This window comes from Roseateles sp. GW821-FHT02E12 (genome assembly GCF_059421665.1).
This window is the reverse complement of sequence record NZ_JBWKVK010000002.1, coordinates 1037912-1062434: the sequence shown is the minus strand read 5'-3', so window position 1 is coordinate 1062434 and position 24523 is coordinate 1037912. Positions and strand designations below refer to the sequence as shown.

General features: G+C 67.8%; 23 protein-coding genes. 9 read left to right on the top strand and 14 right to left on the bottom strand.

From position 1 onward, the window contains the following. Positions 1-9 precede the first annotated feature (9 nt). The 4 genes from AC07V5_RS15660 to AC07V5_RS15645 all read right to left on the bottom strand — a co-directional run bounded on the left by AC07V5_RS15660 (position 10) and on the right by AC07V5_RS15645 (position 4187). The gene (locus AC07V5_RS15660; protein ID WP_495117072.1) at positions 10-1407 is read right to left on the bottom strand and encodes an aspartate aminotransferase family protein; all 1398 of its coding nucleotides are present in this window, start codon (positions 1405-1407) and stop codon (positions 10-12) included. 157 nt (positions 1408-1564) lie between these two features. Then, positions 1565-2476, bottom strand: coding sequence for a 2-hydroxyacid dehydrogenase (locus AC07V5_RS15655; protein WP_495116599.1), 912 nt, complete (start codon positions 2474-2476; stop codon positions 1565-1567). 22 nt (positions 2477-2498) lie between these two features. Next, positions 2499-3164 (bottom strand): haloacid dehalogenase type II, encoded by a 666-nt coding sequence (locus AC07V5_RS15650; RefSeq protein WP_495117071.1) that lies wholly within the window; start codon positions 3162-3164, stop codon positions 2499-2501. A gap of 144 nt (positions 3165-3308) precedes the next feature. Then, the gene (locus tag AC07V5_RS15645) at positions 3309-4187 is read right to left on the bottom strand and encodes a GNAT family N-acetyltransferase (RefSeq protein ID WP_495117070.1); all 879 of its coding nucleotides are present in this window, start codon (positions 4185-4187) and stop codon (positions 3309-3311) included. Between the two features lie 547 nt (positions 4188-4734). Here AC07V5_RS15645 and AC07V5_RS15640 point away from each other — a divergent pair. Genes AC07V5_RS15640 through AC07V5_RS15610 form a run of 7 tightly spaced genes read left to right on the top strand, consistent with a single transcriptional unit; the run spans position 4735 to position 13701 of the window. Then, complete coding sequence (locus AC07V5_RS15640; protein ID WP_495116598.1) at positions 4735-6024, top strand: NAD(P)/FAD-dependent oxidoreductase; 1290 nt, start codon at positions 4735-4737, stop codon at positions 6022-6024. 27 nt (positions 6025-6051) lie between these two features. Beyond that, positions 6052-7671 carry an ABC transporter substrate-binding protein gene (locus AC07V5_RS15635; RefSeq protein ID WP_495116597.1) on the top strand — a complete coding sequence of 540 codons (1620 nt, stop codon included), beginning with the start codon at positions 6052-6054 and terminating at the stop codon, positions 7669-7671. A 4-nt stretch (positions 7672-7675) separates the two neighbouring features. Further along, positions 7676-8632, top strand: a complete 957-nt coding sequence (locus tag AC07V5_RS15630) for an ABC transporter permease (RefSeq protein WP_495116596.1) — start codon at positions 7676-7678, stop codon at positions 8630-8632. Between the two features lie 11 nt (positions 8633-8643). Continuing rightward, positions 8644-9495: an ABC transporter permease gene (locus tag AC07V5_RS15625; RefSeq protein ID WP_495116595.1), complete on the top strand. Its 852-nt coding sequence runs from the start codon at positions 8644-8646 to the stop codon at positions 9493-9495. Further along, on the top strand, positions 9495-11126 hold the full coding sequence (locus AC07V5_RS15620) for an ABC transporter ATP-binding protein (protein WP_495116594.1): 1632 nt from the start codon (positions 9495-9497) through the stop codon (positions 11124-11126). The genes AC07V5_RS15625 and AC07V5_RS15620 overlap by 1 nt, the downstream gene beginning before the upstream one ends. A gap of 18 nt (positions 11127-11144) precedes the next feature. After that, on the top strand, positions 11145-12221 hold the full coding sequence (locus AC07V5_RS15615; protein ID WP_495116593.1) for a tartrate dehydrogenase: 1077 nt from the start codon (positions 11145-11147) through the stop codon (positions 12219-12221). Between the two features lie 16 nt (positions 12222-12237). Further along, positions 12238-13701 carry an NAD-dependent succinate-semialdehyde dehydrogenase gene (locus tag AC07V5_RS15610; protein WP_495116592.1) on the top strand — a complete coding sequence of 488 codons (1464 nt, stop codon included), beginning with the start codon at positions 12238-12240 and terminating at the stop codon, positions 13699-13701. Between the two features lie 267 nt (positions 13702-13968). Here the strand turns inward: AC07V5_RS15610 and AC07V5_RS15605 are convergent, their stop codons facing one another. The 5 genes from AC07V5_RS15605 to guaB all read right to left on the bottom strand — a co-directional run bounded on the left by AC07V5_RS15605 (position 13969) and on the right by guaB (position 19489). Further along, on the bottom strand, positions 13969-14445 hold the full coding sequence (locus AC07V5_RS15605; protein ID WP_495116591.1) for an SET domain-containing protein: 477 nt from the start codon (positions 14443-14445) through the stop codon (positions 13969-13971). A 123-nt stretch (positions 14446-14568) separates the two neighbouring features. Next, complete coding sequence (locus AC07V5_RS15600) at positions 14569-14772, bottom strand: hypothetical protein (RefSeq protein ID WP_495116590.1); 204 nt, start codon at positions 14770-14772, stop codon at positions 14569-14571. A 330-nt stretch (positions 14773-15102) separates the two neighbouring features. Next, the gene (gene guaA, locus AC07V5_RS15595; RefSeq protein WP_495116589.1) at positions 15103-16710 is read right to left on the bottom strand and encodes a glutamine-hydrolyzing GMP synthase; all 1608 of its coding nucleotides are present in this window, start codon (positions 16708-16710) and stop codon (positions 15103-15105) included. Positions 16711-16720: 10 nt separating this feature from the next. Next, a complete protein-coding gene (locus AC07V5_RS15590) occupies positions 16721-17959 on the bottom strand; it encodes an MFS transporter (protein ID WP_495116588.1) in 1239 nt (412 codons plus the stop codon). Between the two features lie 60 nt (positions 17960-18019). Next, a complete protein-coding gene (gene guaB, locus AC07V5_RS15585; RefSeq protein ID WP_495116587.1) occupies positions 18020-19489 on the bottom strand; it encodes an IMP dehydrogenase in 1470 nt (489 codons plus the stop codon). A 60-nt stretch (positions 19490-19549) separates the two neighbouring features. Between guaB and AC07V5_RS15580 the strand changes: the two genes are divergently transcribed. Beyond that, positions 19550-20068 (top strand): DUF4124 domain-containing protein, encoded by a 519-nt coding sequence (locus AC07V5_RS15580; protein ID WP_495116586.1) that lies wholly within the window; start codon positions 19550-19552, stop codon positions 20066-20068. Between the two features lie 28 nt (positions 20069-20096). Here the strand turns inward: AC07V5_RS15580 and AC07V5_RS15575 are convergent, their stop codons facing one another. Continuing rightward, positions 20097-20426: an RnfH family protein gene (locus AC07V5_RS15575; RefSeq protein WP_495116585.1), complete on the bottom strand. Its 330-nt coding sequence runs from the start codon at positions 20424-20426 to the stop codon at positions 20097-20099. Then, positions 20413-20871 (bottom strand): type II toxin-antitoxin system RatA family toxin, encoded by a 459-nt coding sequence (locus AC07V5_RS15570; RefSeq protein WP_495116584.1) that lies wholly within the window; start codon positions 20869-20871, stop codon positions 20413-20415. The genes AC07V5_RS15575 and AC07V5_RS15570 overlap by 14 nt, the downstream gene beginning before the upstream one ends. 47 nt (positions 20872-20918) lie before the next feature. Between AC07V5_RS15570 and smpB the strand changes: the two genes are divergently transcribed. After that, a complete protein-coding gene (gene smpB, locus AC07V5_RS15565) occupies positions 20919-21377 on the top strand; it encodes an SsrA-binding protein SmpB (protein WP_495116583.1) in 459 nt (152 codons plus the stop codon). Here smpB and AC07V5_RS15560 read toward each other — a convergent pair. Genes AC07V5_RS15560 through phaR form a run of 3 tightly spaced genes read right to left on the bottom strand, consistent with a single transcriptional unit; the run spans position 21363 to position 24502 of the window. Beyond that, positions 21363-22550, bottom strand: coding sequence for a PLP-dependent transferase (locus tag AC07V5_RS15560; protein WP_495116582.1), 1188 nt, complete (start codon positions 22548-22550; stop codon positions 21363-21365). The genes smpB and AC07V5_RS15560 overlap by 15 nt on opposite strands. Continuing rightward, positions 22550-23938 (bottom strand): 30S ribosomal protein S12 methylthiotransferase RimO, encoded by a 1389-nt coding sequence (gene rimO / locus AC07V5_RS15555; protein WP_495116581.1) that lies wholly within the window; start codon positions 23936-23938, stop codon positions 22550-22552. Before rimO ends, AC07V5_RS15560 begins: the two co-directional genes overlap by 1 nt. A 30-nt stretch (positions 23939-23968) precedes the next feature. Continuing rightward, entirely contained in the window at positions 23969-24502 is a 534-nt protein-coding gene (phaR, locus tag AC07V5_RS15550) for a polyhydroxyalkanoate synthesis repressor PhaR (RefSeq protein WP_495116580.1), read from the bottom strand. Positions 24503-24523: the final 21 nt, after the last annotated feature.

The window sequence follows — 24523 nt, the reverse complement described above, 5'->3', positions numbered from 1 at the left end:
GCACTGGCGTCACTTGAGTGCGGCGCGCACGTCGGGTGCCGCCAACACTTCGTCCAGCGTCTTCTTCAGGCGCTGGCCCATCTGCGCGAACTCGTCCGCGCTGAAGCACAGCGCCGGCGCGAAGCCCAGGATGTGGTCGCCGAAGGAGCGGAACACCAGGCCGTTGCGGTAGCCGGTGTCAAAGATCCGGTCGGCCAGGCCGAGGCTGGCGTCGAAGCCGCGCTTGGTGGCCTTGTCGCTGACCAGCTCCAGCGCGCCGAGCAGGCCGCGGTAGCGCACGTCGCCCACCAGCGGGTGGTCGGCCAGGCCGTCCAGCACGGCCGCGAAATGCGGCGCCACCTGCTGGCCGTTGGCCAGGATGCCGCCCTCCTCGTAAAGCCGCAGCACCTCCAGCGCCACCGCGGCGCTGACCGGGTGGGCCGAGTAGGTGGCGCCATGGCCGATGGCCACACCGGCGGGAGCGCCGTCGGCGATGCCGGCATAGACCTGCTCGGACAGCAGCGTCGCGCCCATCGGCGCATAGCCCGCCGTCAGGCCCTTGGCCAGCGTCATCAGGTCGGGCTCCACGCCCTCCGCCTCGCAGGCGAACATCGGCCCGGTGCGGCCGAAGCCGGTGATGACCTCGTCGACGACAAAGAGGATGTCGAGTTCGCGCGCCGCATCGCGCATCGCCTTCAGCCAGCCCTTGGGCGGCACGATGACGCCGCCGGAGCCCTGGATGGGTTCGCAGAAGAAGGCCGCCACGCGCTCGGCACCCAGCTCGGCCACCTTGGCGCGCAGCGCCGCGACCGAGGCCGCGATGACGGCCTGGTCGTCGCCGCCCTCCGCGTTGCGGTAGGGATAGGGCGAGGGGATGTAGTGCTGGTTGGGCAGCGGCATGTCGAAGCCGCGGTGGAACACCGGCAGCGCGGTCAGGCCCGAGCCCATCGACGAGGAGCCGTGATAGCCGCGCTGCAGCGAGATGAAATGCTTCTTCGCCGGCCGGCCGGTGTTGTTGTAGTACTGCGTGATCAGGCGGATGGCCGCGTCGACGGCCTCCGAGCCACCCAGCGTCAGATAGACGCGCGTCAGCGAGGCCGGCGTGATGTCCACCAGCTTGGCCGCCAGGCGGATGGCCGGTTCGCTGCCGAAGTGGAAGTAGCCGGTCGCATAGGGGAGCTTCCTCATCTGCTCGGCGGCGGCTGCCACGATGCTCTCGTGGCCGTAGCCGACGTTGACGCACCACAGGCCCGCGAAGGCATCGAGCAGCTCGTGGCCGCTGGCATCGCGCAGCCAGACGCCCTGCCCCGACTCCAGCACCGTGGCGCCACGCTGCTCATGCTTGCGCCAGGGCGCGACCGGGTGGATCAGATGCTCGCGGTCCAGCGCGAGGAGTTGGTCGAGATGGGGGTTGGCGGGGTGCTGCATGGCGTGCGGAACAGGCTTCGTGGACACGCAGTCAGCTTAGGCTCAGCGTCACGGCGGGTGGTGCCAAAAGCCCCCCGGGCGACAGTGCCGACGCCGCGTTGTTCGGGCCTGCCACGGCAGAACCTGCGGCAGTCAACGCCGAGCAGGCCCAGTGCGCTCAGTAGCCGCGCTCGCGCGCGACGAGGCCGGGGATGGGCTGCCCTTCACGCACCGCGCGGATCACGGCCAGTGCGTGCAACGCCCCTTCGCGGGCATCCGTCTGCGCGGCGACGTGTGGCGTGACGATCACGCGCGGATCGCTCCAGAGCGGGTGCTCCGCGGGAAGCGGCTCCGGGTCGGTCACGTCGAGGATGGCCGACGCGAGTTGGCCCGCGTCGAGCGCACACGACAGCGCCGCCATGTCGAGGTGCGCGCCACGACCGGCGTGCACCAGGCGCGCGCCCTGCGGCAGCTTCGCGAACAAAGCCTCGCCGAGGATGCCGCGCGTGGACCCGGTGAGCGGCAGCAGGCAGACGAGGATGTCGGTGCCGCCAAGGAAACCGTCGAGTTCGGCGGCAGCAAACATCTCGATGCCATCGACCTGAGTTCCCGACAAGCTCCAGCCGCGCACGCAAAAGCCCAAGCTGCCGAGGCTGGCGGCGGCCAGCCGTCCGATCCGACCCATGCCCAGGATGCCGACCGTACGAGCACTGGCTGCCATGACCTTGCCCGCCTTCCACACGCGATTGCGAGCCTGCGCCAGGTAGGTGGGCATGTCCCGGTGGGCCATCAGCGTCGCCATCACGACCCAGTCGCGCACCATGGCCTCGATGCCCGGCGCGATCGTGCGCGACAGCGCGATGCCGGCGGGCAGCGGCGGCAGGTGGTCGACGCCAGCACCGACCGAGATCAGGGTCTTGAGTCCGGTGTAGGCCGACAAGTCCTGCGGCGGCACCCAGCAGGCGATGTGGTCGATGGCGGCGGGGTCGCCCACCGACGCCTCGCCGACGACGATGGACTCACCCGCTTCGGCGAACACGCGCGGCCAGACCTCGCCGCGCTCCGCCGTGGAGAGCAGCAGCAGCGCCATCAGTCAGCAGCCGACGCGAAGCTCACAGCCCCACCAGACCGGCCAGGCCGCCGATGTCGGAAATCTCGGCGTATTCATAGCCCGGCGCGCCCGGCTCATGCTTGCGGTTGACGAAGGCCTTGTCCTTGATGCCCATGTCCCGCGCCGACATCAGGTCGTAGCGCATGCTGGACGACACATGCAGGAAGTCTTCGGGCATGGCATCCAGCTGCTGCACCATGTACTCGAAGGCGCGCAGCCGCGGCTTGTAGGCCTTGGCCTGCTGGGCGGAGTAGACGCGGTGGAAGGGCACTTCCAGCTTGGCGACGTTGTGCACCAGCTGGTGATCCATCGCGTTGGACAGGATCACGAGGGGGATCTTGCCGGCAATCTTCTTCAGCCCTGCGACGGTGTCGGGATGCGGCCCCCAGGTCGGCACGGCGGCGTAGATCTCGGCCACGTCGGCCTCGCGGAAGGGCACGCGCCATTTGTTGGCCGTGCGCAGCACCGCGTTGTAGACGACGTCGTAATAAGGCTTCCAGTCGCCCAGCACCTCGTCGAGCCGGTAGGCCGAGAAGTCCTCACAGAAGGCGTCCATCTGCTCCGGCGCGATGCGGTCGGCAAACAGCCGCCGCGCCCAGGGCGCCATCTGGAAATAGATCAGGGTGCCGTAGCAGTCGAAGCTGATGTACTTGGGTCGGAAGACGATGGACACGGTGGGCCTTTCCTGGAGCCTTGAACTTGCGAAAAAGTGTAGTGAGCGACCCGCAGAATGATCTGTGCTTGTCGCCCCTCGCGGCGGGATGAAATCGTGAATCGGCGCGGCCGGCCACGCGGCCATGCGTTGCTGGCGTCAGCCCAGCGCTTGCGTCACCAGCGCGTAGCGGCGCACGCCCGGCACGGGCGCCGGCACCGGGCCGCGCACCATCTCGGTCGGGCCGTCGACGCGCATCAGGCCCAGGCTCTCCAGCCACTCGGTCAGACCGCTGTCGAAGTCGATGTCGATGCGCACGAACTTACCCGCGCTGATGCCGGCGAGGTGGGCGATCAGCGCCTTGGCGCCCTGCGCATCCGGCGCGACGACCGGACCGATGATGAGGCCACGGCCGAAGCGGCGCAGCATCGCAAAGCCGCGGCACACGCCCTCCTGGTCCAGCACGACGGTGTCCGACGCGGCCAGCAGCTCGCGCATCAGCGCCTCGCGCGGCATGCCGCGTGCCGCGGCATCCAGTTCGATCAGCACCGACGCGTCGGCTTGGTCCGACGGGCGCAGTCGCCAGCCGGGGTCCAGCGCCACCAGCGGCGCGGACTGCGCAGGGCCCTGGTGCTGCCTGACCTCGCCGGTGCGCACAAAGCCCAGGCGCTCGTACAGGCCTCGCCCCTCGGCCGTCGCATGCAGCAGCACACTGCGATCCTCGAGGTCGGCCAGCAGTGCCTGCACGAGCCTGAAACCGATGCGCCGGCCCTGGCACTTCGGGTCGACGATGACCAGGCCCAGCGTCGCATGCGATGGCCCCCAGGGCCAGCTCATCGCGCAGCCCACCAGCTCACCATCGCGTTCGGCCACCACGCCGCTACCGAAGCGGAACGCGAGCTGCCAGTCCGCCAGCCGGTGCGGCCAGTGCGCGGCCTGCGACAGGCTCAGGGCGGCGTCGAGGTCGGCTTCCTGCAGGGCGCGCAAAACAATGCCGTCGGTCGACGGCGTCGGGGCGGGGGTCACGGTATTCAAGATGGGCTCCGGAGAGGAATTCTCGACGCCATCCTGGCCATCCAGGAGGGCCAACGCTAGGACGATCTTGCTGTTTGCAAAGAACCGCAGCTTGCACTGCGACCGCCGCCCAAGTCGCAATGATCTGCGCTCCGAGGCCCGCCAACGGAGCCAAATTCCGGGGTGCCGTCTCTAGCATCCAACCCAGCGTTGCGACCGTGACAGCAGGACCCCTCCGTGCAAGCTCTTGACTCCGATCAACTCCAGATGCCCAGCAGGCAATTCAGCCACGGCCGGCTGCTGAGCGGCAGTCATGACGCCGCGCTCGACGTGCAGCAGCCCTTCGACGGCCCAAGCCAATCAACGCGTCAAAAGCGTGCTGATCGCCTTCGCCAAGCCGGCTTGAGGTGCATGGTCGCCTCGCCGCGGTGCGGGCCGCAGCCTATGCCGAAGCAAGGGGTCAAAAAGACAGTTTCATGTGCCGCCAGCGCCCACAAGCCCGCATTTGCGTTGGCCTCACATGCTTCAATGAAATCCTTCTAACGTGCCCCGTGACCCAGGTAAACCTGCCGTGAAACTCGACTCCTACTGGACCGACTCAGCCCAGGCCTTCCAGCCAAAAGCCGCCGACCTGCCGGCGCAGGCCGACGTGGTCATCGTCGGCGCCGGCTTCACCGGCCTGTCCGCGGCGCGCACGCTGGCGCAGCGGGGCCGGCATGTCGTCGTGCTGGAAGCCTGCGACCGCGTGGCCAAGGAAGCCTCGGGACGCAACGGCGGCCACGTCAACAACGGCCTGGCGGTGGACTACGTCGCCGCAGCCGAGCAGTACGGCATCGAGCAGGCTCGCGCCTGGTACCACGAGTTCGACGCCGCCGTCGATTCGGTCGAGGCCCTGGTGCGCGACGAGCGCATTGACTGCGACTTCCAACGCAACGGCAAGCTCAAGCTGGCCACTCGCCCCGCCCACTACGAGGCGCTGGCACGCAGCCATGAGCGCATGCGGCGCGAGGTGGACCGCGACGTCGACCTGCTGGACGCCCGCGCCGTACGCGACGAGATCGGTAGCGACCGCTTCGTCGGCGGCCTGCTGCAGCGCAAGAGCGCGCAGATGCACATGGGCCGTTTCGCCACCGGCCTTGGGGCCGCCGCCGAGAAGCGCGGCGCGCAGATCCACCTGAACACGCCGGTGCTGCGCCTGCAGCGCGTGGGGACGGGCCATGAGCACATCGTGCACACGCCGCGCGGCGCCATCCGCGCCCGCCAGGTGCTGCTGGCCACCGGTGCCAGCCTGCACGGTGGCTACGGCAGCTTCGGCTGGCTGCGCCGGCGCATCGTCGGCATCGGCAGTTTCATCATCGTCACCGAGCCCCTCGGTGCCGAACGGGCCCAGGCCCTGCTGGCCGGCCGACGCACCTACGTCACCATCGCCAACATCCACCACTACTTCCGCCTGACGCCGGACCACCGCCTGGTCTGGGGCGGGCGGGCGCGCTTCGCGATCTCCAGCCCGACGTCGGACCAGAAGAGCGGCGACATCCTGCGCGAAGGCCTGGAGCAGACCTTCCCGCAGCTCAAGGGCATCGGCATTGACTACTGCTGGGGCGGCCTCGTCGACATGAGCCGCGACCGCCTACCCCATGCCGGCGAGCGCGACGGCGTTTTCTATTCGATGGGCTACAGCGGCCACGGCACACAGATGTCGGTGCACATGGGCCAGCGCATGGCCGAGACCCTGCTCGGCAACGCGGCCGCCAACCCCTGGCGCGACCGCCCCTGGCCCGCCATCCCGGGTCACGTCGGCCCGCCCTGGTTCCTACCGGCCGTCGGCCTCTACTACCGCCTCAAGGACAGGTTGTCCTGAGAACAGACCTTGCGTCAGGAGACTCACATGAACGGACATAGCAAGCTGCAAGACATGGTCGGCCCGCAGGAGAGCGTCGAGCTTCTCAGCGCGCTCAAGCGCGGCGCCACACGGCGCGACCTGCTTTCGATGCTCGCCGGCGGCGGCATGCAGTTGGCGCTGGCCACGGGCGTGGCCGGCACGGCGCTATCGGCCCATGCGCAGACGCCGCGGCGCGGCGGCCGCATCCGCGTGGCCGGTGCCACGGCCGCCATCAGCGACACGCTGGACCCGGCCAAGATGGCCAACCAGACGGACTACTCCCGCGGCACCATGCTCTACAACGGGCTGACCGCGCTGGACGGCAGCTTGACCCCGCAGCCGGCGCTGGCCGAATCGTTCACCACCAAGGACGCCAAGACCTGGGTCTTCAAGCTGCGCAAGGGCGTCGTCTTCCACGACGGCAAGGCCTTGCAGCCCGCCGACGTGGTGTTCTCGCTGCTGCGCCACAAGGATGCCGCGACGGCCTCCAAGGCCAAGGCGCTGGCCGACCAGATCGACAGCGTCAAGGCCAGCGGCGCCAACGAGATCACGGTCACTCTCGTGCAGCCCAATGCCGACCTGCCGGTCGTCCTCGGCACCTTCAACTTCCTGATCGTCAAGGAAGGCACGACCGACTTCTCGACCGGCATCGGCACCGGGCCCTTCAAGCTCAAGGAGTTCAAGCCCGGCGTGCGCTCCATCGTCGTGCGCAACGACGCCTACTGGAAACCCGGCCAGCCCTACCTCGACGAGATCGAGTTCGTCGGCATCGGCGATGAAGGCGCGCGTGTCAATGCACTGCTGTCGGGCGACCTGGACCTCGTGGCTGCCATCAATCCGCGCTCCGTCGAACGTGTACGCGCCACGCCGGGCTATGCGATTTTCGGCACGCAGGCGGGCCAGTACTCCGACCTGATCATGCGCAAGGACATGGGCCCCGGCGCCAATCCGGACTTCGTGCTGGCCATGAAGTACCTGTTCGACCGCGAGCAGATGCGCAAGTCCATCGCGCTGGGCCATGCCGTCGTCGCCAACGACCAGCCCATCGACCCGAGCAACCGCTTCTTCTTCGCCGGCCTGCCCAAGCGCCCCTATGACCCGGAGAAGGCCAAGTTCCACCTGGCCAAGGCCAATGTGGGCAGCGCACGCATCCCGGTCGTGACCTCGCCGGTGGCGCTGTACTCGGTCGAGATGGCGCTGGTGCTGCAGCAGTCGGCGCAGCGCATCGGCCTGAATCTGGACGTCAAGCGCATGCCCGCCGACGGCTACTGGTCCAACCACTGGCTCAACAGCCCCGTGGGCTTCGGCAACGTCAACCCGCGCCCGAGCGCCGACACGCTGCTGACGCAGTTCTTCAAGTCCGACGCCACCTGGAACGGCTCGCGCTGGAAGAGCGACAAGTTCGACCAGCTGCTGATCGCCGCCCGCGCCGAGACCGACCAGGCCAAGCGCAAGCAGATGTATGCCGACATGCAGGTACTGATCCACGAGGAGGCCGGCGTCGGCATCCCGATGTTCCTCGAGAGCATCGACGGCCATACGAGCAAGCTGAAGGGTCTGCGACCCATCCCGCTGGGCGGCCTGATGGGCTACTCCTTCGCCGAGAACGTCTGGCTGGAAGCCTGAAGCCGTGAACCTCCTGATCCTGCGCCTGCTGGTCAGCCGCATCGCGTTGGCAGCGGTCTCGCTGCTCGTGGTGTCGGCGGTCGTGTTCGCGATCACGGCCGTGCTGCCCGGCGACGCCGCCGAGGCCCAGCTGGGCCAGGAGGCCACGGCCGAGTCGCTGGCCGCGCTGCGCCAGCAGATGGGTCTGGACCTATCGGCGCCGGTGCGCTACTGGCGCTGGCTGAGCGGCCTGCTGACCGGTCAACCGGGCATGTCCATCGTCAGCGGTGCGCCGGTGGCCGACATGATCGCCAGCCGCCTGCCCAACTCGCTGCTGCTGGCCAGCATCACGGCCGCGATCTCGGTGCCGGTTGCGCTTGCGCTGGGCATCGCATCAGCGATGTGGCGCGGCAGCTGGTTCGACCGCATGGCCAGCTCGGGCGCCGTGGCCGTCGTTTCGGTGCCGGAGTTCCTCGTCGCGACGCTGGCCGTGCTGATCTTCGCGGTGCAGCTGCGCTGGCTGCCGGCGCTGTCATCGACCAGCAGCATCGAGTCTGCGGGACAGATGCTGCGTGTGTTCGCGATGCCTGTGCTGACGCTGTGCTGCGTGACCGTTGCCCAGATGATGCGCATGACCCGCGCGGCCATCGTCGACCAGCTCAAGGCGCCTTACATCGAGATGGTGCAGCTCAAGGGCGCTTCGCCCACCCGCATGGTGCTCGCGCACGCGCTGCCCAACGCCATCGGCCCCATCGCCAACGCAGTGGCGCTGTCGCTGTCCTATCTGCTGGGCGGCGTCATCATCGTCGAGACCATCTTCAACTACCCCGGCATTGCGAGCCTGATGGTCGACGGCGTGTCGCAGCGCGACATGCCTCTCGTGCAGACCTGCGCCATGCTGTTCTGCGCCGTCTACCTGCTGCTGGTCACGCTGGCCGACCTGTGCAGCATCGTCGCCAACCCGCGGCTGCGCCATCGCTGATCGAGACGCCCATGACCAGCTCTGCTTCCTTCGCTCCTTCCCCGCGTCGCCGCCGGCTCGCGATGCCTTGGCCGGGCCTGCTCGGCCTGGCCATCTTGATCGCCTGGCTGCTGGCAGCCGCGTTTGGCCCGGCGCTGCTGGGCCAGGACGGCTCAGACATGGGCAATGCCGACGTGTTCTCGCCGATGAGCGCACACCACTGGCTGGGCACGGACTACCTGGGCCGTGACATGCTGGCCCGCGTCATCCAGGGCGCGCGCTACACGGTCGGCATCGCGCTGCTGGCCACGCTGATGGCCAGCAGCACCGGCACGTTGCTGGCGCTGCTGGCCGCAGCCAGCCCGCCTTGGGTGGACGCGGTGCTGAGCCGCGGCATCGACACGCTGACGTCCATTCCATCCAAGATGCTGGCGCTGATCATGGTGGCCGCCTTCGGCTCCACGCTGCCCATGTTGATCCCGACGGCCGCACTGATCTACGTGCCCGGCGCCTTCCGCATTGCGCGCTCTCTGGCCGTCAACATCAACGCGATGGACTACGTCACCGTGGCACGCACCCGCGGCGAGGGCCGGCTCTACATCATGCTGCACGAGATCCTGCCCAACATCGTCAACCCCATGCTGGCCGACCTGGGCCTGCGCTTCGTCTACGTCGTGCTGCTGCTGGCGTCGCTGAGCTTCCTGGGGCTGGGCGTGCAGCCGCCGGACGCCGATTGGGGTTCGCTGGTGCGCGAGAACATTGGCGCACTGGCCAATGGCAGCGCCGCCATCGTCGCACCGGCGCTGGCCATCGCCAGCCTGACCATCGCTGTGAACCTGTTGATTGACAACCTGCCGGGCCGCGCCGCCCGCGGAGACCACTGATGGGCGCCCAGGTCCAAGTCCAAAGCCTGCGCATCGTCGCCGGCGCGCGCGATGCCGAGCAGACCATCGTCGACGGCCTGAGCTTCACCATCGCCCCTGGCGAGGTGCTGGCCCTGATCGGCGAGTCCGGCTCCGGCAAGACGACCACTGCGCTGGCCATGATGGGCTATGCGCGTACGGGTTGCCGCATCGCCGGCGGCAGCGTACGCATCGGCGACACCGAGGTGCTGGAACTCGACGCGGCCGGCCAGCGCGCGCTGCGTGGTCGCCGCGTGTCGTACATCGCACAGAGCGCGGCGGCCTCGTTCAACCCCTCGCGCACGATCATGGACCAGGTCGTCGAGCCAGCCCTGATACACGGCACATCAACCCGGCCCGATGCCGAGGCCAAGGCCATCGTGCTGTTCCGCGAGCTGGCTCTGCCCAACCCCGACACCATCGGTGCACGCTACCCGCACCAGGTCTCGGGCGGCCAGTTGCAGCGCCTGATGGCGGCCATGGCGCTGATCACCGACCCCGAGCTCGTCATCCTGGACGAGCCCACGACGGCGCTGGACGTGACGACGCAGATCGAGGTGCTGCGCGCGTTCCGCCGCGTCGTGCGCGAGCGTCGCACGACGGCCGTCTACGTCAGCCACGACCTCGCCGTCGTCGCGCAGATGGCCGACCACATCCTCGTGCTGCGCGACGGCCAGATGCGCGAGCTGGGCGCCACTGCACAGATCCTGGCCGCGCCTGCACACGACTACACGCAGAGCCTGCTGGCCGCGGCTCGGCCCAAGGCACGCGAGGCGGGCATTGCCAGCGCCGCGACGGCCGAGACGCCGCTGCTGGAGGTGCGCCAGCTGTCGGCCGGCTACGGCCCGCGCGACAAGCAGGGCCAGCCCAAGGCGCTGATCCTGGAGGACATCAACCTCAAGCTCTACCGCGGCCAGGCCATCGGTGTCATCGGCGAGTCCGGCTCGGGCAAGACGACGCTGGCCCGCGCCATCGCCGGCCTGATCGCGCCCTGCCGGGGCGAGATGCTGTTCGAAGGCCGCCCGATGCCGCCGACGCTGGAGCAACGCGGCAAAGAAGAGCTGCGGCGCGTGCAGATCGTCTTCCAAATGGCGGACACGGCGCTCAATCCTTCCCAGACCATCGAGCGCATCCTGGCGCGGCCGCTGCAGTTCTACCGCGGCCTGTCGGGCGAGCCGTTGCAGCGTCGCATCAGCGAGCTGCTGGACCTGGTCAAGCTGCCCGCCGCGGTGGCCGGGCGGCTGCCTGGCGGCCTGTCGGGCGGGCAGAAGCAGCGCGTCAACCTGGCGCGGGCGCTCGCCGCAGAGCCAGAGCTCATCCTGTGCGACGAGGTCACTTCCGCGCTGGACACCGTCGTCGGCGCGGCCGTGCTGGACCTGATCGCCGAGCTGCGGCGCGGGCTGGGCCTGTCCTATCTCTTCATCAGCCACGACCTGCACACGGTGCGCTCGGTATGCGACGAGATCGTCGTCATGCAGCACGGCCGCAAGCTGGCCCAGGTCGCACGTGCCGACTACGAACGCGGCCCCCACCACCCCTACTACGAGCTGCTGGCCCGTTCGGTGCCCGAACTTCGCCAGGGCTGGCTCGACGAACAGGCCGCGGCGGCCTGATCCAACCCACACATCACCATGACCCGCAAGACATTCAAGATCGCCGTGATTCCCGGCGACGGCATCGGCAAGGAAGTGATACCCGAGGGGCTGCGTGTGCTGCGCGCGGCGGCGGCGCGCTTCGACATCGAGCTGCAGCTGACCCACATCGAATGGGCCAGCTGCGACTACTACCTCGCCCACGGCCAAATGATGCCGGACGACTGGAAGGCGCAATTGCAAGGCCACGACGCGCTGCTGTTTGGCGCCGTCGGCTGGCCTGCGACCGTGCCCGACCACGTCTCGCTGTGGGGCTCGCTGCTGAAATTCCGCCGCCAGTTCGACCAGTACATCAACCTGCGCCCGGTGCGCCTGTTCGAAGGCGTGCCCTGCCCGCTGGCGGGTCGCAAGCCCGGCGACATCGACTACCTCGTCGTGCGCGAGAACACCGAGGGCGAGTACACCAACCTCGGCGGCATCATGTACGCCGGCACCGAGCGCGAAATCGTCATCCAGGAATCGGTCTTCTCGCGCTTCGGCGCCGACCGCGTGCTGCGCTACGCCTTCGAGCTGGCCCAGGCGCGCGAGCGCAAGCACCTGACCGTGGCGACCAAGAGCAACGGCATCGCGATCAGCATGCCCTGGTGGGACGGCCGCGCGGACGCGGTCGGCGCGGACTATCCGGCCATCACGGTCGACAAGCAGCACATCGACATCCTCAGCGCGCGCTTCGTGCTGCAGCCGGGCCGCTTCGACGTCGTCGTCGCGTCCAACCTGTTCGGCGACATCCTGTCCGACCTCGGCCCGGCGACGACCGGCACGATCGGCCTGGCGCCCTCCGCCAACCTGAACCCGGAGCGCAGCTTCCCGTCGCTGTTCGAGCCCGTTCACGGCTCGGCCCCCGACATCTACGGCCAGAACATCGCCAACCCGGTCGCGATGATCTGGTCGGCCGCGCTGATGTTGCAGTTCCTCGGCGCGGCCGAGGCCCACGACGCGATGCTTGGCGCCATCGAGACGGTGCTGCGAGAAGGGCCGCGCACCCGCGACCTTGGCGGCACGGCATCGACGACCGAGATGGGCGAAGCCATCGCCCGCCTGGTGGCCCAGGCCTGAACCCCGAAAGACTGCCATGCCCTTGAGCCTCAGCCGCCCCGACCTGCTGCGCACGCAGAACTTCATCAATGCACAGTGGTGCGACGGCCAGGATGGCCGCACGCTGCCAGTGAGCGACCCGGCGCTGGATATCGCCATCGCCAGCGTGCCTGACAGCGGCGCCGCCGACGCGCGCGCCGCGGTGGATGCGGCCTTCGCCGCCGGCCCGGCCTGGCGAGCCTTGCCGGCCAAGCAGCGCGCCCAGATCCTGAAGCGCTGGAACGCGCTGATCCTGGCCCACCAGGAGGACCTGGGCCGCTTGATATCGCGCGAGCAGGGCAAGCCGCTGGCCGAAGGCCGCGGCGAGGTGGCCTATGCCGCCAGCTATGTCGAATGGTTCGCCGAGGAGGCCGTGCGCGCCTATGGCGACATCATCCCGGCGCCGGTGAGCGGGCGCCGCATGATGGTGCTGAAGGAGCCGGTCGGCGTCGTCGCGGCGATCACGCCGTGGAACTTCCCGGCCGCGATGATCGCTCGCAAGATCGCACCGGCGCTGGCAGCCGGCTGCACCGTCGTCGCCAAGCCGGCTGAGGACACGCCGCTGACCTCGCTGGCCCTGGCCAGGCTCGCCGAGGAGGCAGGCGTGCCGGCAGGCGTGCTGAACATCGTCGTCGCCTCGCGCGAGCGGGCGGCCGAGGTCGTGGACGTCTGGCTGGCCGACGGCCGCGTGCGCAAGATCACCTTCACCGGCTCGACGCCGGTCGGCAAGCATCTGGCCCGCGAGTCGGCCGGCACGCTGAAGAAGCTGTCGCTGGAACTGGGCGGCAACGCGCCCTTCATCGTCTTCGACGATGCCGACCTCGACGCCGCCGTCGATGGCCTGATGGCCGCCAAGTTCCGCAACGGCGGCCAGACCTGCGTCTGTCCCAATCGCGTCTTCGTGCACCAGCGCGTGCACGATGCCTTCGTCGAAAAGCTGGCCGCCCGTGTCGGCGCGCTGAAGGTAGGCCCCGCCAGCGAGCCCGGCTCGCAGATCGGCCCGATGATCAACCGGCGCGCCGTCGACAAGATCGAGCGCCACGTGCAGAACGCCGTCGCCCGCGGCGCGCGCATCGTCGTCGGCGGCGGGCGCCTGAGCGCCGGACCCAACTACTTCGCGCCGACGGTGCTGATCGACGTCGACGCCAGCATGGAGTGCAGCCAGGAAGAGACTTTCGGGCCCGTCGTGCCGATCACCCGCTTCGCCGATGAGGCCGAGGTCGTCGCCGCGGCGAACGACACGCCCTTCGGGCTGGCAGCCTATTTCTTCTCCCGCGACGTGCAGCGCATCTGGCGCGTCGCCGAGGCCCTGGAAACCGGCATCGTCGGCATCAATGAAGGCGCCCTGGCCGCCGAAGCCGCACCTTTCGGCGGCGTCAAGGAGTCAGGCTACGGCCGCGAGGGCTCTCGCTACGGGCTCGACGACTACATGCAAACAAAGTACCTCTGTCAGACACTTTGATGGCCGTAGGGGTGGGGCGTACCGCACGACGGTGCGCACATCTCGCCGTTGTCAGAGCGCCGTACCCAGCTGCCAGGAGGCGCGCATAGGACTTCAGCGCCGACTCGGCGAGTGAGCCTGCCAAGGGCGCCGGCCAGATGCGCCTCTGGCACCACCACTTTGCGGGACAAGGGTGGTCGACGCGCTCACAGCCAAGCTGGTCTGAGTCCAAGGCGCGGTGCGCGCCACCGGGACACTCGAGCATCAGCCGCAGACATGCAGTCCGATTCAACCAGCGTCCGGGCCGACCAAGGTCTGACGACACGACGACGCGCCGCAATAGCAGGGGTAGGTTGACGGGCTATCCGTTGCATCCACGACCAGCGAGTAGTCAAGGAAGAGCTCTTCCCCCTCTGCAATGGCACGCAGCGTCTTGATCCGTACGTGCAGTTTCCTGCCGGCGCGCCAGTACTCCTCGGCACGACAGTTGGGCTCGCAGGAATGATTGATGTGGCGCGTGGCATTGCCCCCTTCGCTGCCGTCGATGAAGCCGCCCTCCGAGAGGCAAAACAGATACGTCACGCCATCCTCGCGATGCATCTCGACGTGATCACCGCTGTAGCGCCGCCCGTCGTAGTCGCCGACGAGCTGACCGCTTCTCAGCGTTGAGCGCGCAAAGACGCCCAGCCCGTGAACGTCGCTCGCTCGGACTTCAATAGCGTCGAGACCCAGCTTGGCGACAGGCTTTGTGGAGGTCTTGCTCATGGGCTAGCTGCAAGCAAGAAACAAACCCGAACCCTCCGGTTAGCTCGACAGCGCGGCTGGCTTGTGGGTCGCAAATCTTCAGGCAGCGGCCATGCCAACCCCGCGCTGTTCCAAGTGACGCTGCTACGCGGCCTCCTCCGTTTTCGCACTGGCGGCCGCCTTTTTCACCGCAGCGTCGGCACTGGCCTTCTTGGCAGCGGGCGCCGGTTTGGCCGCTTTGCCGGCCTTGGCGCCCAGGCTTTGCCGCAGCAACTCACTGAGGTCGACCACGTTAGAACCGATCAGGTCGGATACGTCTTCGAACGGCTCGGCAGTGCAGCGGGCCACCGTAACCCCTTCGCGGTTGGCCTGGCGCCAGACCTCGACCGCGGCGTGCAGCCCCTACCCATCTGCGACTTTGTAGATCTTCCCAGCGGGCTTGAGCGCTCTCAATTCCATGTCAGTGAGCATCCTGGCCCCTGTTTGATACCGTCAGAAGACCTGACGGTATCAACTCGGATCGCCAGGAACCAGCGTTCTGATGAAGTCTTCAGTGCCGTCAAGCTCGTCCAGCTCTTAGCGGAAGCGCTGGGGCCTTGGGGGACATCTAAGTCCCTGTCGCCGTTAGGCTTATTCAGAGTCGCCGGATCGCCTTGGACGACCCGGCATAACTTTGAATCATTCCCACTCGATGGTCGCAGGCGGCTTGCTGCTCACGTCGTAGGTCACGCGGTTGATGCCGCGCACTTCGTTGATGATGCGGCCGCTCGTGCGCTTGAGCAGCGAGTACGGCAGCTCGGCCCAGTCGGCCGTCATGAAGTCGCTGGTCTGCACGGCACGCAGGGCCACGACGTAGTCGTAGGTGCGGCCGTCACCCATGACACCGACGCTCTTGACCGGCAGGAACACGGCGAAGGCCTGCGAGGTCAGCGCGTACCAGCTCTTGCCCGTGGCCGGGTCGATGGTGTTGCGCAGCTCCTCGATGAAGATCGCATCGGCACGGCGCAGCAGGTCGGCGAAGTCCTTCTTCACCTCGCCGAGGATGCGCACGCCCAGGCCCGGGCCGGGGAAGGGATGGCGGTAGACCATGTCCGCCGGCAGGCCCAGCGCAACGCCGAGTGCGCGGACCTCGTCCTTGAAAAGTTCGCGCAGCGGCTCCAGCAGCTTCAGGCCGAGTTGCTCCGGCAGGCCGCCCACGTTGTGGTGGCTCTTGATCGTCGTGGCCTTCTTGGTCTTGGTGCCGCCGCTCTCCACCACGTCGGGATAGATGGTGCCCTGGGCTAGGAAGCTCGCTCCCTTGTGGCCGCCGTCGCCGGCCTTGAGCTTGGCGGCCTCAGCCTTGAACACATCCACGAACAGGCGGCCGATGACCTTGCGCTTCTGCTCGGGGTCGCTGACGCCCGCCAGTTCGCCGAGGAAGAGCTCGCTCGCATCGACGCGGATGACCTTGGCGTGCAGCTTGCCGGCGAACATGTCCATGACCATGTCGCCCTCGTTCAGGCGCAGCAGGCCGTGGTCGACGAAGACGCAGGTGAGCTGGTCGCCGATGGCGCGATGGATGAGGGCCGCAGCCACCGATGAATCGACGCCACCGGACAGGCCGAGGATGACCTCCTCGTCGCCGACCTGCTCGCGGATCTTCGCGATGGCCTCGTCGATGTAGCTGCCCATCTGCCAGTCGCCCTTGCAGCCGGCGATGTCGCGCACGAAGCGGCGCAGCAGCGCTTCGCCCTGCACCGTGTGCGTCACCTCGGGGTGGAACTGCACGGCGTAGTAGCGTTTCTCTTCGTTGGCCATGCCGGCGATGGGGCAGCTGGGCGTGGACGCCATCAGCTTGAAGCCCGGTGGCATCGCGGTGACCTTGTCGCCATGGCTCATCCAGACCTTGAGCATGCCGTGGCCCTCGGGCGCGGCGAAGTCCTGGATGCCCTCCAGCAGCTTGGTGTGGCCGTGCGCGCGCACCTCGGCGTAGCCGAACTCGCGGTGATCGGCGGCCTCGACCTGGCCGCCCAACTGCACGGTCATCGTGAACATGCCGTAGCAGATGCCCAGCACCGGCACGCCGGCGTCCCACACGGCCTGCGGCGCGCGCAGCTCGTGGTCTTCGTAGGTGGAGGCGTGGCTGCCGCTGAGGATGATGGCCTTGGGCGCGAAGCTCTTGATGAATTCGTCCGACACGTCGTTCGGATGGATCTCGCAGTACACCGCCGCCTCGCGCACGCGGCGCGCAATCAGTTGGGTGACCTGGGAGCCGAAGTCGAGGATGAGGACCTTGTCGTGTTGCATGGCGGGGCTTTCAGGCCGGCTGGACGGGTTGAACCGGCGGGTGGCTTCGGAAGAAACGGAGGGTGACCAACATGGCCGTGGCTTGCAGCGCGGCGCAGGTGAAGAAGGGCAGGCCGATGACGACATCGCCGGGCGGGCGCGACGACACCCAGCGCAACAGCTCCAGCGCCACCACTGGCGCGCAGACGGCCATCAGGCTGTTCAGCGATGACACGGCACCCATCGTGCGGCCCTGCTGTGTTGAGTCGGCGGCGTTGGAAATGATGCTCTGCATCGAGGCTGCGGCCACGCCGCCGAACAGGTTCAGCGCGATGACGACGTACATCATCCAGCCCTCGCTCGCCAGGCCGAAGCCGAGATAGGCCAGCGAGGCCGACGTCATGCCGATGACCGCGAGCCTCTGCGGCGAGAAGCGCTTGAGCATGGGTTTGAGCAGCACGCCCTGGCTCAGCACCGACACGATGCCGACCGCCAGCAGTGACCAGCCGACCTGCCCCGGCCCCCAGCCGAACTTGAACTTGGTGTACAGCACCCAGCTGGTGTGCAGCATGAACTGCGCGAGTGACGACAACGCCAACACCAGCACCAGTGGCCCGACGCCCTTGAGGCTGGACAGGCCTTGCAGCGATGCGATCGGGTTCATCTTGCGCCAGTCCAGCGCACGGCGTTTTTCCAGCGGCAGCGACTCCGGCAGCACGAAGAAGCCGTAGCACCAGTTGACGACCGCCAGCGTGCCGGCCGCGTAGAACGGCAGGCGCACGTTGATGTCGCCCAGGATGCCGCCGATGACCGGGCCGAGCATGAAGCCCAGGCCGAACATCGCACCGAGCTGGCCGAAACGCCTGGCACGGTCTTCGCCAGCGGTGATGTCGGCGACGTAGGCGTTGGCAATGGCGATGTTGGCCTGCATCGCGCCCGAGAACAGTCGCACGACGACCAGCACCCACAACGCCGGGGCAGTTGCGGTCACGAAGAAGCTCAGGCCCAGGCCGGCAAAGCCGATCAGCAGCACCGGCCGGCGGCCATAGCGGTCAGACAGCGCGCCGAGGATGGGCGAGCCGAAAAAGTTGGCGACACCGAAGGCCAGCGTCAGCATCAGGAAGCCCAGCGTCTGCTCGTCGTTGCTGTGCGTGAACACGCCCACGATGTGGGGCAGCACCGGCACGATGAGGCCGATGGAGATCATGTCGATCAGCACCGCCGCCATGATGAAACCCATGGCTGGAGCGCGTTGCGGGGATTGGCTCATCGTGTTCCTGAAAAGCGAAACGGGGCGAACTGCAGTCGCCCCGTTGTCACTGTCAGCAGCTCACTCGCTGCGGTAGTTCGGAGCTTCCTTCGTGATCTGCACATCGTGGACATGGCTCTCGCGCATGCCCGCTGTCGTGATCTCGACGAACTCGGCCTTGTCTTGCATGTCGGCAATCGAGCCGCAGCCGCAGTAGTGCATCGACGCCTTCAGGCCACCGGCCATCTGGAAGATGACCTGCACGACCGAGCCCTTGTAAGGCACCTGGCCCTCGATGCCTTCCGGCACCAGCTTGGACGTGTTCGGGTTGTTGGCCGACGTGTCCTGGAAGTAGCGGTCTGCACTGCCCTTGGCCATCGCGCCCATGGAACCCATGCCGCGGTAGCTCTTGAAGGTGCGGCCCTGGTAGAGGATGACCTCGCCCGGGGCTTCCTCGGTGCCGGCGAAGGCGCCGCCCATCATCACGCAGTCGGCGCCCGCGGCGATGGCCTTGGCCAGGTCGCCCGAGTAACGCACGCCGCCGTCGGCAATGACCGGCACGCCGGTGCCCTTGAGCGCCGTCACGACGTTGTCGATGGCGGTGATCTGCGGCACGCCGACACCCGCGACGATGCGGGTGGTGCAGATGGAGCCGGGGCCGATGCCGACCTTGACGCCGTCAGCGCCGGCTTCCACCAGCGCCAGCGCCGCAGCGCCCGTGGCGATGTTGCCGCCGATGACGTCGACGTTCGGATAGTTGCTCTTGACCCAGCGCACGCGCTCCAGCACGCCAGCACTGTGGCCGTGGGCCGTGTCGACGATGAGAGCATCGACGCCGGCACGCACCAGCAGTTCAACGCGCTGCTCGGTGTCGTCGCCGAAGCCGACCGCCGCACCGACGCGCAGCTTGCCGTGGCTGTCACGCGCGGCGTTCGGGAAGCTGGTCTGCTTGGTGATGTCCTTGGTGGTCATCAGGCCGCGCAGCTCGAACGCGTCGTTGACGACGACGACACGCTCCAGCTTGTGCTTGTGCATCAGCGCCTTGGCCTCGTCGGTAGACGCGCCGTCCTTGACGGTGATGAGCTTCTCGGCCGGCGTCATGATCTCGCTGACGCGGGCGTCCATGCGGGTCTCGAAGCGCAGGTCGCGCCCGGTGACGATGCCGATGACGCGCTTGCCTTCGACGACCGGGAAGCCCGAGAAGCCGTGCTGGCGGGTCAGCTCCACCGCCTCGCGCACGGTGGTGTTCGGGCCGACGGTCAGCGGTTCGCGGACGACGCCGCTTTCGTAGCGCTTGACGCGAGCCACTTCGCGCGCCTGAGCCTCGGCACTGAGGTTCTTGTGCACGATGCCGATGCCACCTTCCTGCGCGATCGCGATCGCCAGGCGGGCCTCGGTCACGGTGTCCATCGCGGCGGACACCAAAGGCAGGTTCAGGGGGATATTGCGCGACAGACGGGTCGCAAGGCTGGTGTCGCGGGGCAACACCTGGGAGAACGCTGGCACCAACAGAACATCGTCGAAGGTGAGCGCTTTGCCGAGAAGGCGCATGAGGAAAGCTCCAGACGCAAAGCGGCATTATACGGAGGGTCGCAACGCTACACTGACCGCATGCCTCGCAAAGCCCTTCGCAAAGCTCATCTCGTCGCCCTGCTCTGCCTCGTTGTGGCGGGTGCGGCCCAGGCCCAGTGGAAGTGGCGCGACGCCAAGGGCAACGTGCAGTACAGCGACCTGCCGCCCCCGTCCGGCACGCCGGACAAGGACATCCTGCAGCGCCCGCCGGCCCCGGTACGGCCAACCATCCTCGTCGCGCCGCAGGGCTCTCAGGCCAGCGCGGCATCCGCGCCCCGGGGGGCCGCCAGCGGGCCGACCAAGGCCGAGCTGGACGCCGCAGCGCGCCAGAAGAAGGAGCAGGAGAGCGAAGCCGCCAAGCAGAAGGAAGAAGAGCGCAAGCTGGCCGAGCAGCGCCGCGAGAACTGCTCGCGGGCCCAGGCCAATCTGCGCGAACTGCAGAGCGGCCAACGCATCACCCGCACCAACGACAAGGGCGAGCGCGTCTTCATGGATCAGGCCCAGCTCGCCTCCGAGGTCAACCGCGCCCGCGACGTCATCACCAGCGAGTGCCGCTGAGACGAGGCCTGCAAGCCGGCGGGCGTGATCAGCGCTTGTTGGTGACGCCGGCCTGCGGTCGATGCCGCGAAACGATGCGCTCGCCGCGCTTGGCGTAGCGCAGCCGCCGCGCCTCCTTGGGGTCGACGGTCAGAGGGCGGTAGACCTCGATGCGGTCGCGCTCACGCAGCGGTGTTTCCAGCGGTCGCACGCGGCCCCAAATCCCGATGCGCAGCGTTTCCAGCGGCTGGCTGTACGCCGCCATGAAATCGGCACAGGCGCGCAGCGCAGCCCCGACCGTCGCGCCCTCCTCTGCATCCAGCCAGCGGTGCTGCACATCGCCACTGCTCGGGCTCCAGACCAGTTCAACGCGCACCATGGATGCTTTCCGCGCGCTGCACGAAGCTGTCGACGAAAGTGTTGGCAATGCGGTCGAAGACCGGGCTGACGACGGCCTCCAGCGCGCCGCTGCTGAACGCGTAGTTCAGTTCGAAGGCAATCTTGCAGGCCGTGGGCTCGCCGTCGGCGCCGGGCTTGTTCAGCGGCAAGAACTGCCACAGGCCATCCAGGCGCGAGAAGGGCCCGTCGACGAGCTCCATGCGCACGCTGCGGCCATCCTCGTTGCGATTGCGCGTCGTGAAGGCGTGGCGCACGCCGGCATAGGCCAGGTGCAGGCGCGCGGTGACCGTGTCGGTATCCACCGCCAGCACCTCGACCTTGTGGCACCAGGGCAGGAACTCGGGATAGCGCTCAACCTGCGTCACCAGCTCATACATCTCGCGTGGCGTGTGCCAGAGCAGAACGGACTTTTTGACCTGCTTCATAGAATGCCGGGATTGTAAGAAGGGCCACAAGCCCCACATCCCAGCCCATGTCCATCGCCGAGAACCGCCGCGCCCGTTACGACTACCACATCGAAGAGCAGTTCGAGGCCGGCGTCGTGCTGTCCGGCTGGGAGATCAAGGCCATCCGTGCGGGCCAGGTCCAGTTGACCGATGGCTACGTGTTGATCAAGAACGGCGAGCTGTTCCTGATCGGCTGCCGCATCAACGCGCTGCGCAGCGCTTCCACCCACGTCACGCCCGAGGCTGACCGCACGAAGAAGCTGCTGATGCACAAGGCCGAGATCAAGCGCCTGGTCGGCAAGGTCGAGCAGCGCGGCTTCACCCTCGTGCCGCTGAACCTGCACTACAAGGGTGGCCGCGTGAAGGCCGACATCGCGCTGGCCAAGGGCAAGGCCGAGCATGACAAGCGCAACACCGAGAAGCAGCGGGACTGGGAACGGGAGCGCGGTCAGTTGATGCGGCACAAGGTCTCAAACAAGAGCTGACAGCGCTTGTTCGATGTCGGCCCTGAGGTCGGCACCATCCTCCAGACCAACCGCAAATCGCACCAGCGTGCCGCCGTCGAACGGCAACGGCAGGTCGCGGCTGCGGCTCATGTCGTAGGGCACGGCCAGGCTCATCGGGCCGGCCCAGGAGTAGCCGATACCGAAGAGCTGCAGCGCGTCGACGAAGGCATCCACCCGGCGCGCGCTGTACTCGGGCTTGAAGACGGCCGAGAACAGGCAGGCCGCGCCCGCGCCGCCGACCGCAAGCCAGTTTTCATGCCCCGGCGAGCCCGGCAGCGCCGGATGGAAAACCTGCGCAACCTCGGGCCGTCCGGCCACCCAGCTTGCCAGCTGGCGCGTCACTCGGTCCTGCGCCGCGTAGCGCAGCGGCATCGTCGGCAGGCCGCGCAGCACCAGCTCGACATCGTTCTGGCCCAGGCCGTAGCCCAGATGCTCGTGCGCATGGTTGAGCCGGTCGTGCAGCTTGCGGTCACGAGTGCAGACCGAGCCCATCAGCACATCGGCGCCGCCGCTGGCGTATTTGGTCAACGCCTGCATGACGATGTCGGCGCCCAGGCCCGGGTGGGTGGCCGGTGCCGGCTCGAAGCCGTTGAAGGCCAGGCCCGCACCCCAGGTGTTGTCCAGCGCGGTGGTGATGCCGCGCGCGCGGCAGACGGCCAACGTGCCGAGCAGGTCCGGGAACTCCAGCGTGATCGACCCTGCAGCCTCAAGCCAGACCAGCTTGGTGTTGTCGCGCAGCTCGGGCACCGTCATCGGGTCATAGAAGCGATGCGTGACGCCCCACTGCGGCAGCCAGGACTCGGTCAGGTAGCGGTTTTGGCCGTAGACGTTGTCCGGCACCAGCACCTCGTCACCCGGCCTCAGCACCGCCAGCGATGGCAGCGTCACGGCCGCCAGGCCGCTGGGCACGAGCAGGCAATGTTCGGCATGCTCCAGCGTCGCGATGCGCGCGGCCAGCGTGTAGCTCGTCGGCGTGCCGTGCAGCCCGTAGCGGTAGCACAGGCCGTCGCGCGGGCGGGGCTTGTGCAGGTCGGCCGTGTCCTTGAACAGCACGGTCGATGCCTTGGCCACCGGCACGGGCACCGCGTCCCAGCCTTCCGGCGCGCGGTAGGGATGGTGGATAAGCTGGGTGCTGGGCGCCTTCTTGCTCATCAAACCAGGCTCGCCACCAGGTCATGGCCATCCGCCGCAACGACGCGGGCGCGCACGAAATCGCCCACCTTCATCGTCTTGCTGGCCTTCTCGGGCGGCAGGATCTTCACGGTGCCGTCGATCTCCGGCGCATCAGCGTACGAGCGCCCCACCCCACCCTTGCGGCCCAGGGCCGGTGCGGAATCGACGAGGACTTGCAGCGTCTGGCCGACGCGGCTTTGCAGCTTGGCGGCCGAGACCTGTTCGGCCACTGCCATGAAGCGTGCGCGGCGCTCCTCGCGCACCTCTTGGGGCAATGCGCCCTCGATGTCGTTGGCGCTAGCGCCATCGACCGGCGAGTAGGCGAAGCAGCCGGCACGGTCGATGCGGGCTTCCTGCATGAAGTCCAGCAGATGCTGGAACTCGGCTTCGGTCTCGCCGGGGAAGCCGGCGATGAAGGTCGAGCGGATCACCAGCTCCGGGCAGCTCTCGCGCCAGCGCAGGATGCGCTCCATGTTCTTCTCGCCGTTGGCCGGGCGCTTCATGCGCTTGAGCACGTCGGGGTGGGAATGCTGGAAGGGCACGTCCAGGTAAGGCAGCACCAGCCCCTCGGCCATCATCGGCAGCACCGCGTCGACGTGCGGGTACGGGTAGACGTAGTGCAGGCGCACCCAGGCACCAAACGGCTTGGCGATCTCGCCGAGCTGGGCCACCAGGTCCAGCATGCGCGTCTTGACCGGCTTGCCGTCCCAGAAACCCATGCGGTACTTCACGTCCACGCCGTAGGCCGAGGTGTCCTGGCTGATGACCAGCAGCTCCTTCACGCCGCTCTCGAACAGCGCGCGGGCCTCGTTCAGCACGTCGCCGATGGGGCGGGACACCAGGTCGCCGCGCATGCTCGGGATGATGCAGAACGAGCAGCGGTGGTTGCAACCCTCGCTGATCTTCAGGTAGGCGTAGTGCTTGGGCGTCAGCTTGACGCCGTAGCTGGGCACCAGGTCGACGAAGGGGTCATGCGGCTTGGGCACATGGGTGTGCACGGCGTCCATGACCTCCTGCGTGGCGTGCGGGCCGGTGACGGCCAGCACGCTGGGGTGGATCTCGCGCACCAGGCTACCGGCATCGCTGCTGCCGGCGCCGGCCTTGGCGCCCAGGCAACCGGTCACGATGACCTTGCCGTTCTTGGCCAGGGCTTCGCCGATCGTGTCCAGGCTCTCCTTGACGGCGTCGTCGATGAAACCGCAGGTGTTGACGATGACCAGGTCGGCCCCGGCAAAGGTCTTGGAGGTCTCGTAGCCCTCGGCGCGGAGCTGGGTGAGGATCAGCTCGCTATCGGTGAGCGCCTTCGGGCAGCCCAGCGAAACGAAGCCAATCTTCGGGATGGCGGCGGGGGTGATCTGTTCGTTCATCGCCGTATTTTCGGCGATGTGGCGACCGACCTACTTTTTGGGCGTGAACGGGAACAACGCCCCGGCCGTCTTGAGCTGCTCCTGCCACTGGTTCATCAGCGACTTGGACTGCTCGGCATAGCCGCCCATCAGGCCGGTCCAGGCGTCGGGCGTGAAGGGGATGCCGCCCGGCGTCTGCTCGGTGAAGCGCGACTGCAGGTCGGTGAAAGCCTGCATCTGGCGCTCCAGCAGCCCACCCATCACGCCCTGCATCGCATGGCCGTAGAAACGGATGATCTGGGCCAGCGAGTTGGTCGAGAACATCGGCACGCCGCCGGTCTCTTCCTCCAGAATGATCTGCAGCAGGATGGAGCGCGTCAGATCTTCTTGCGTCTTGGCATCGTGCACCTCGAAGGCGATGCCTTCCAGCACCATGCGCTTGACGTCGGCCAGCGTGATGTAGCTGCTGGTCTGCGTGTCGTAGAGGCGGCGGTTGGGGTATTTCTTCAGAATGCGCAGGCCGGGCGGCTTGGCATCGCCGGTTTGCTCGTTCGTCGGTGCCGCTTTTTTGCGGGCAGTCGCCATGCGGAAATCTCCTGTGCAGTG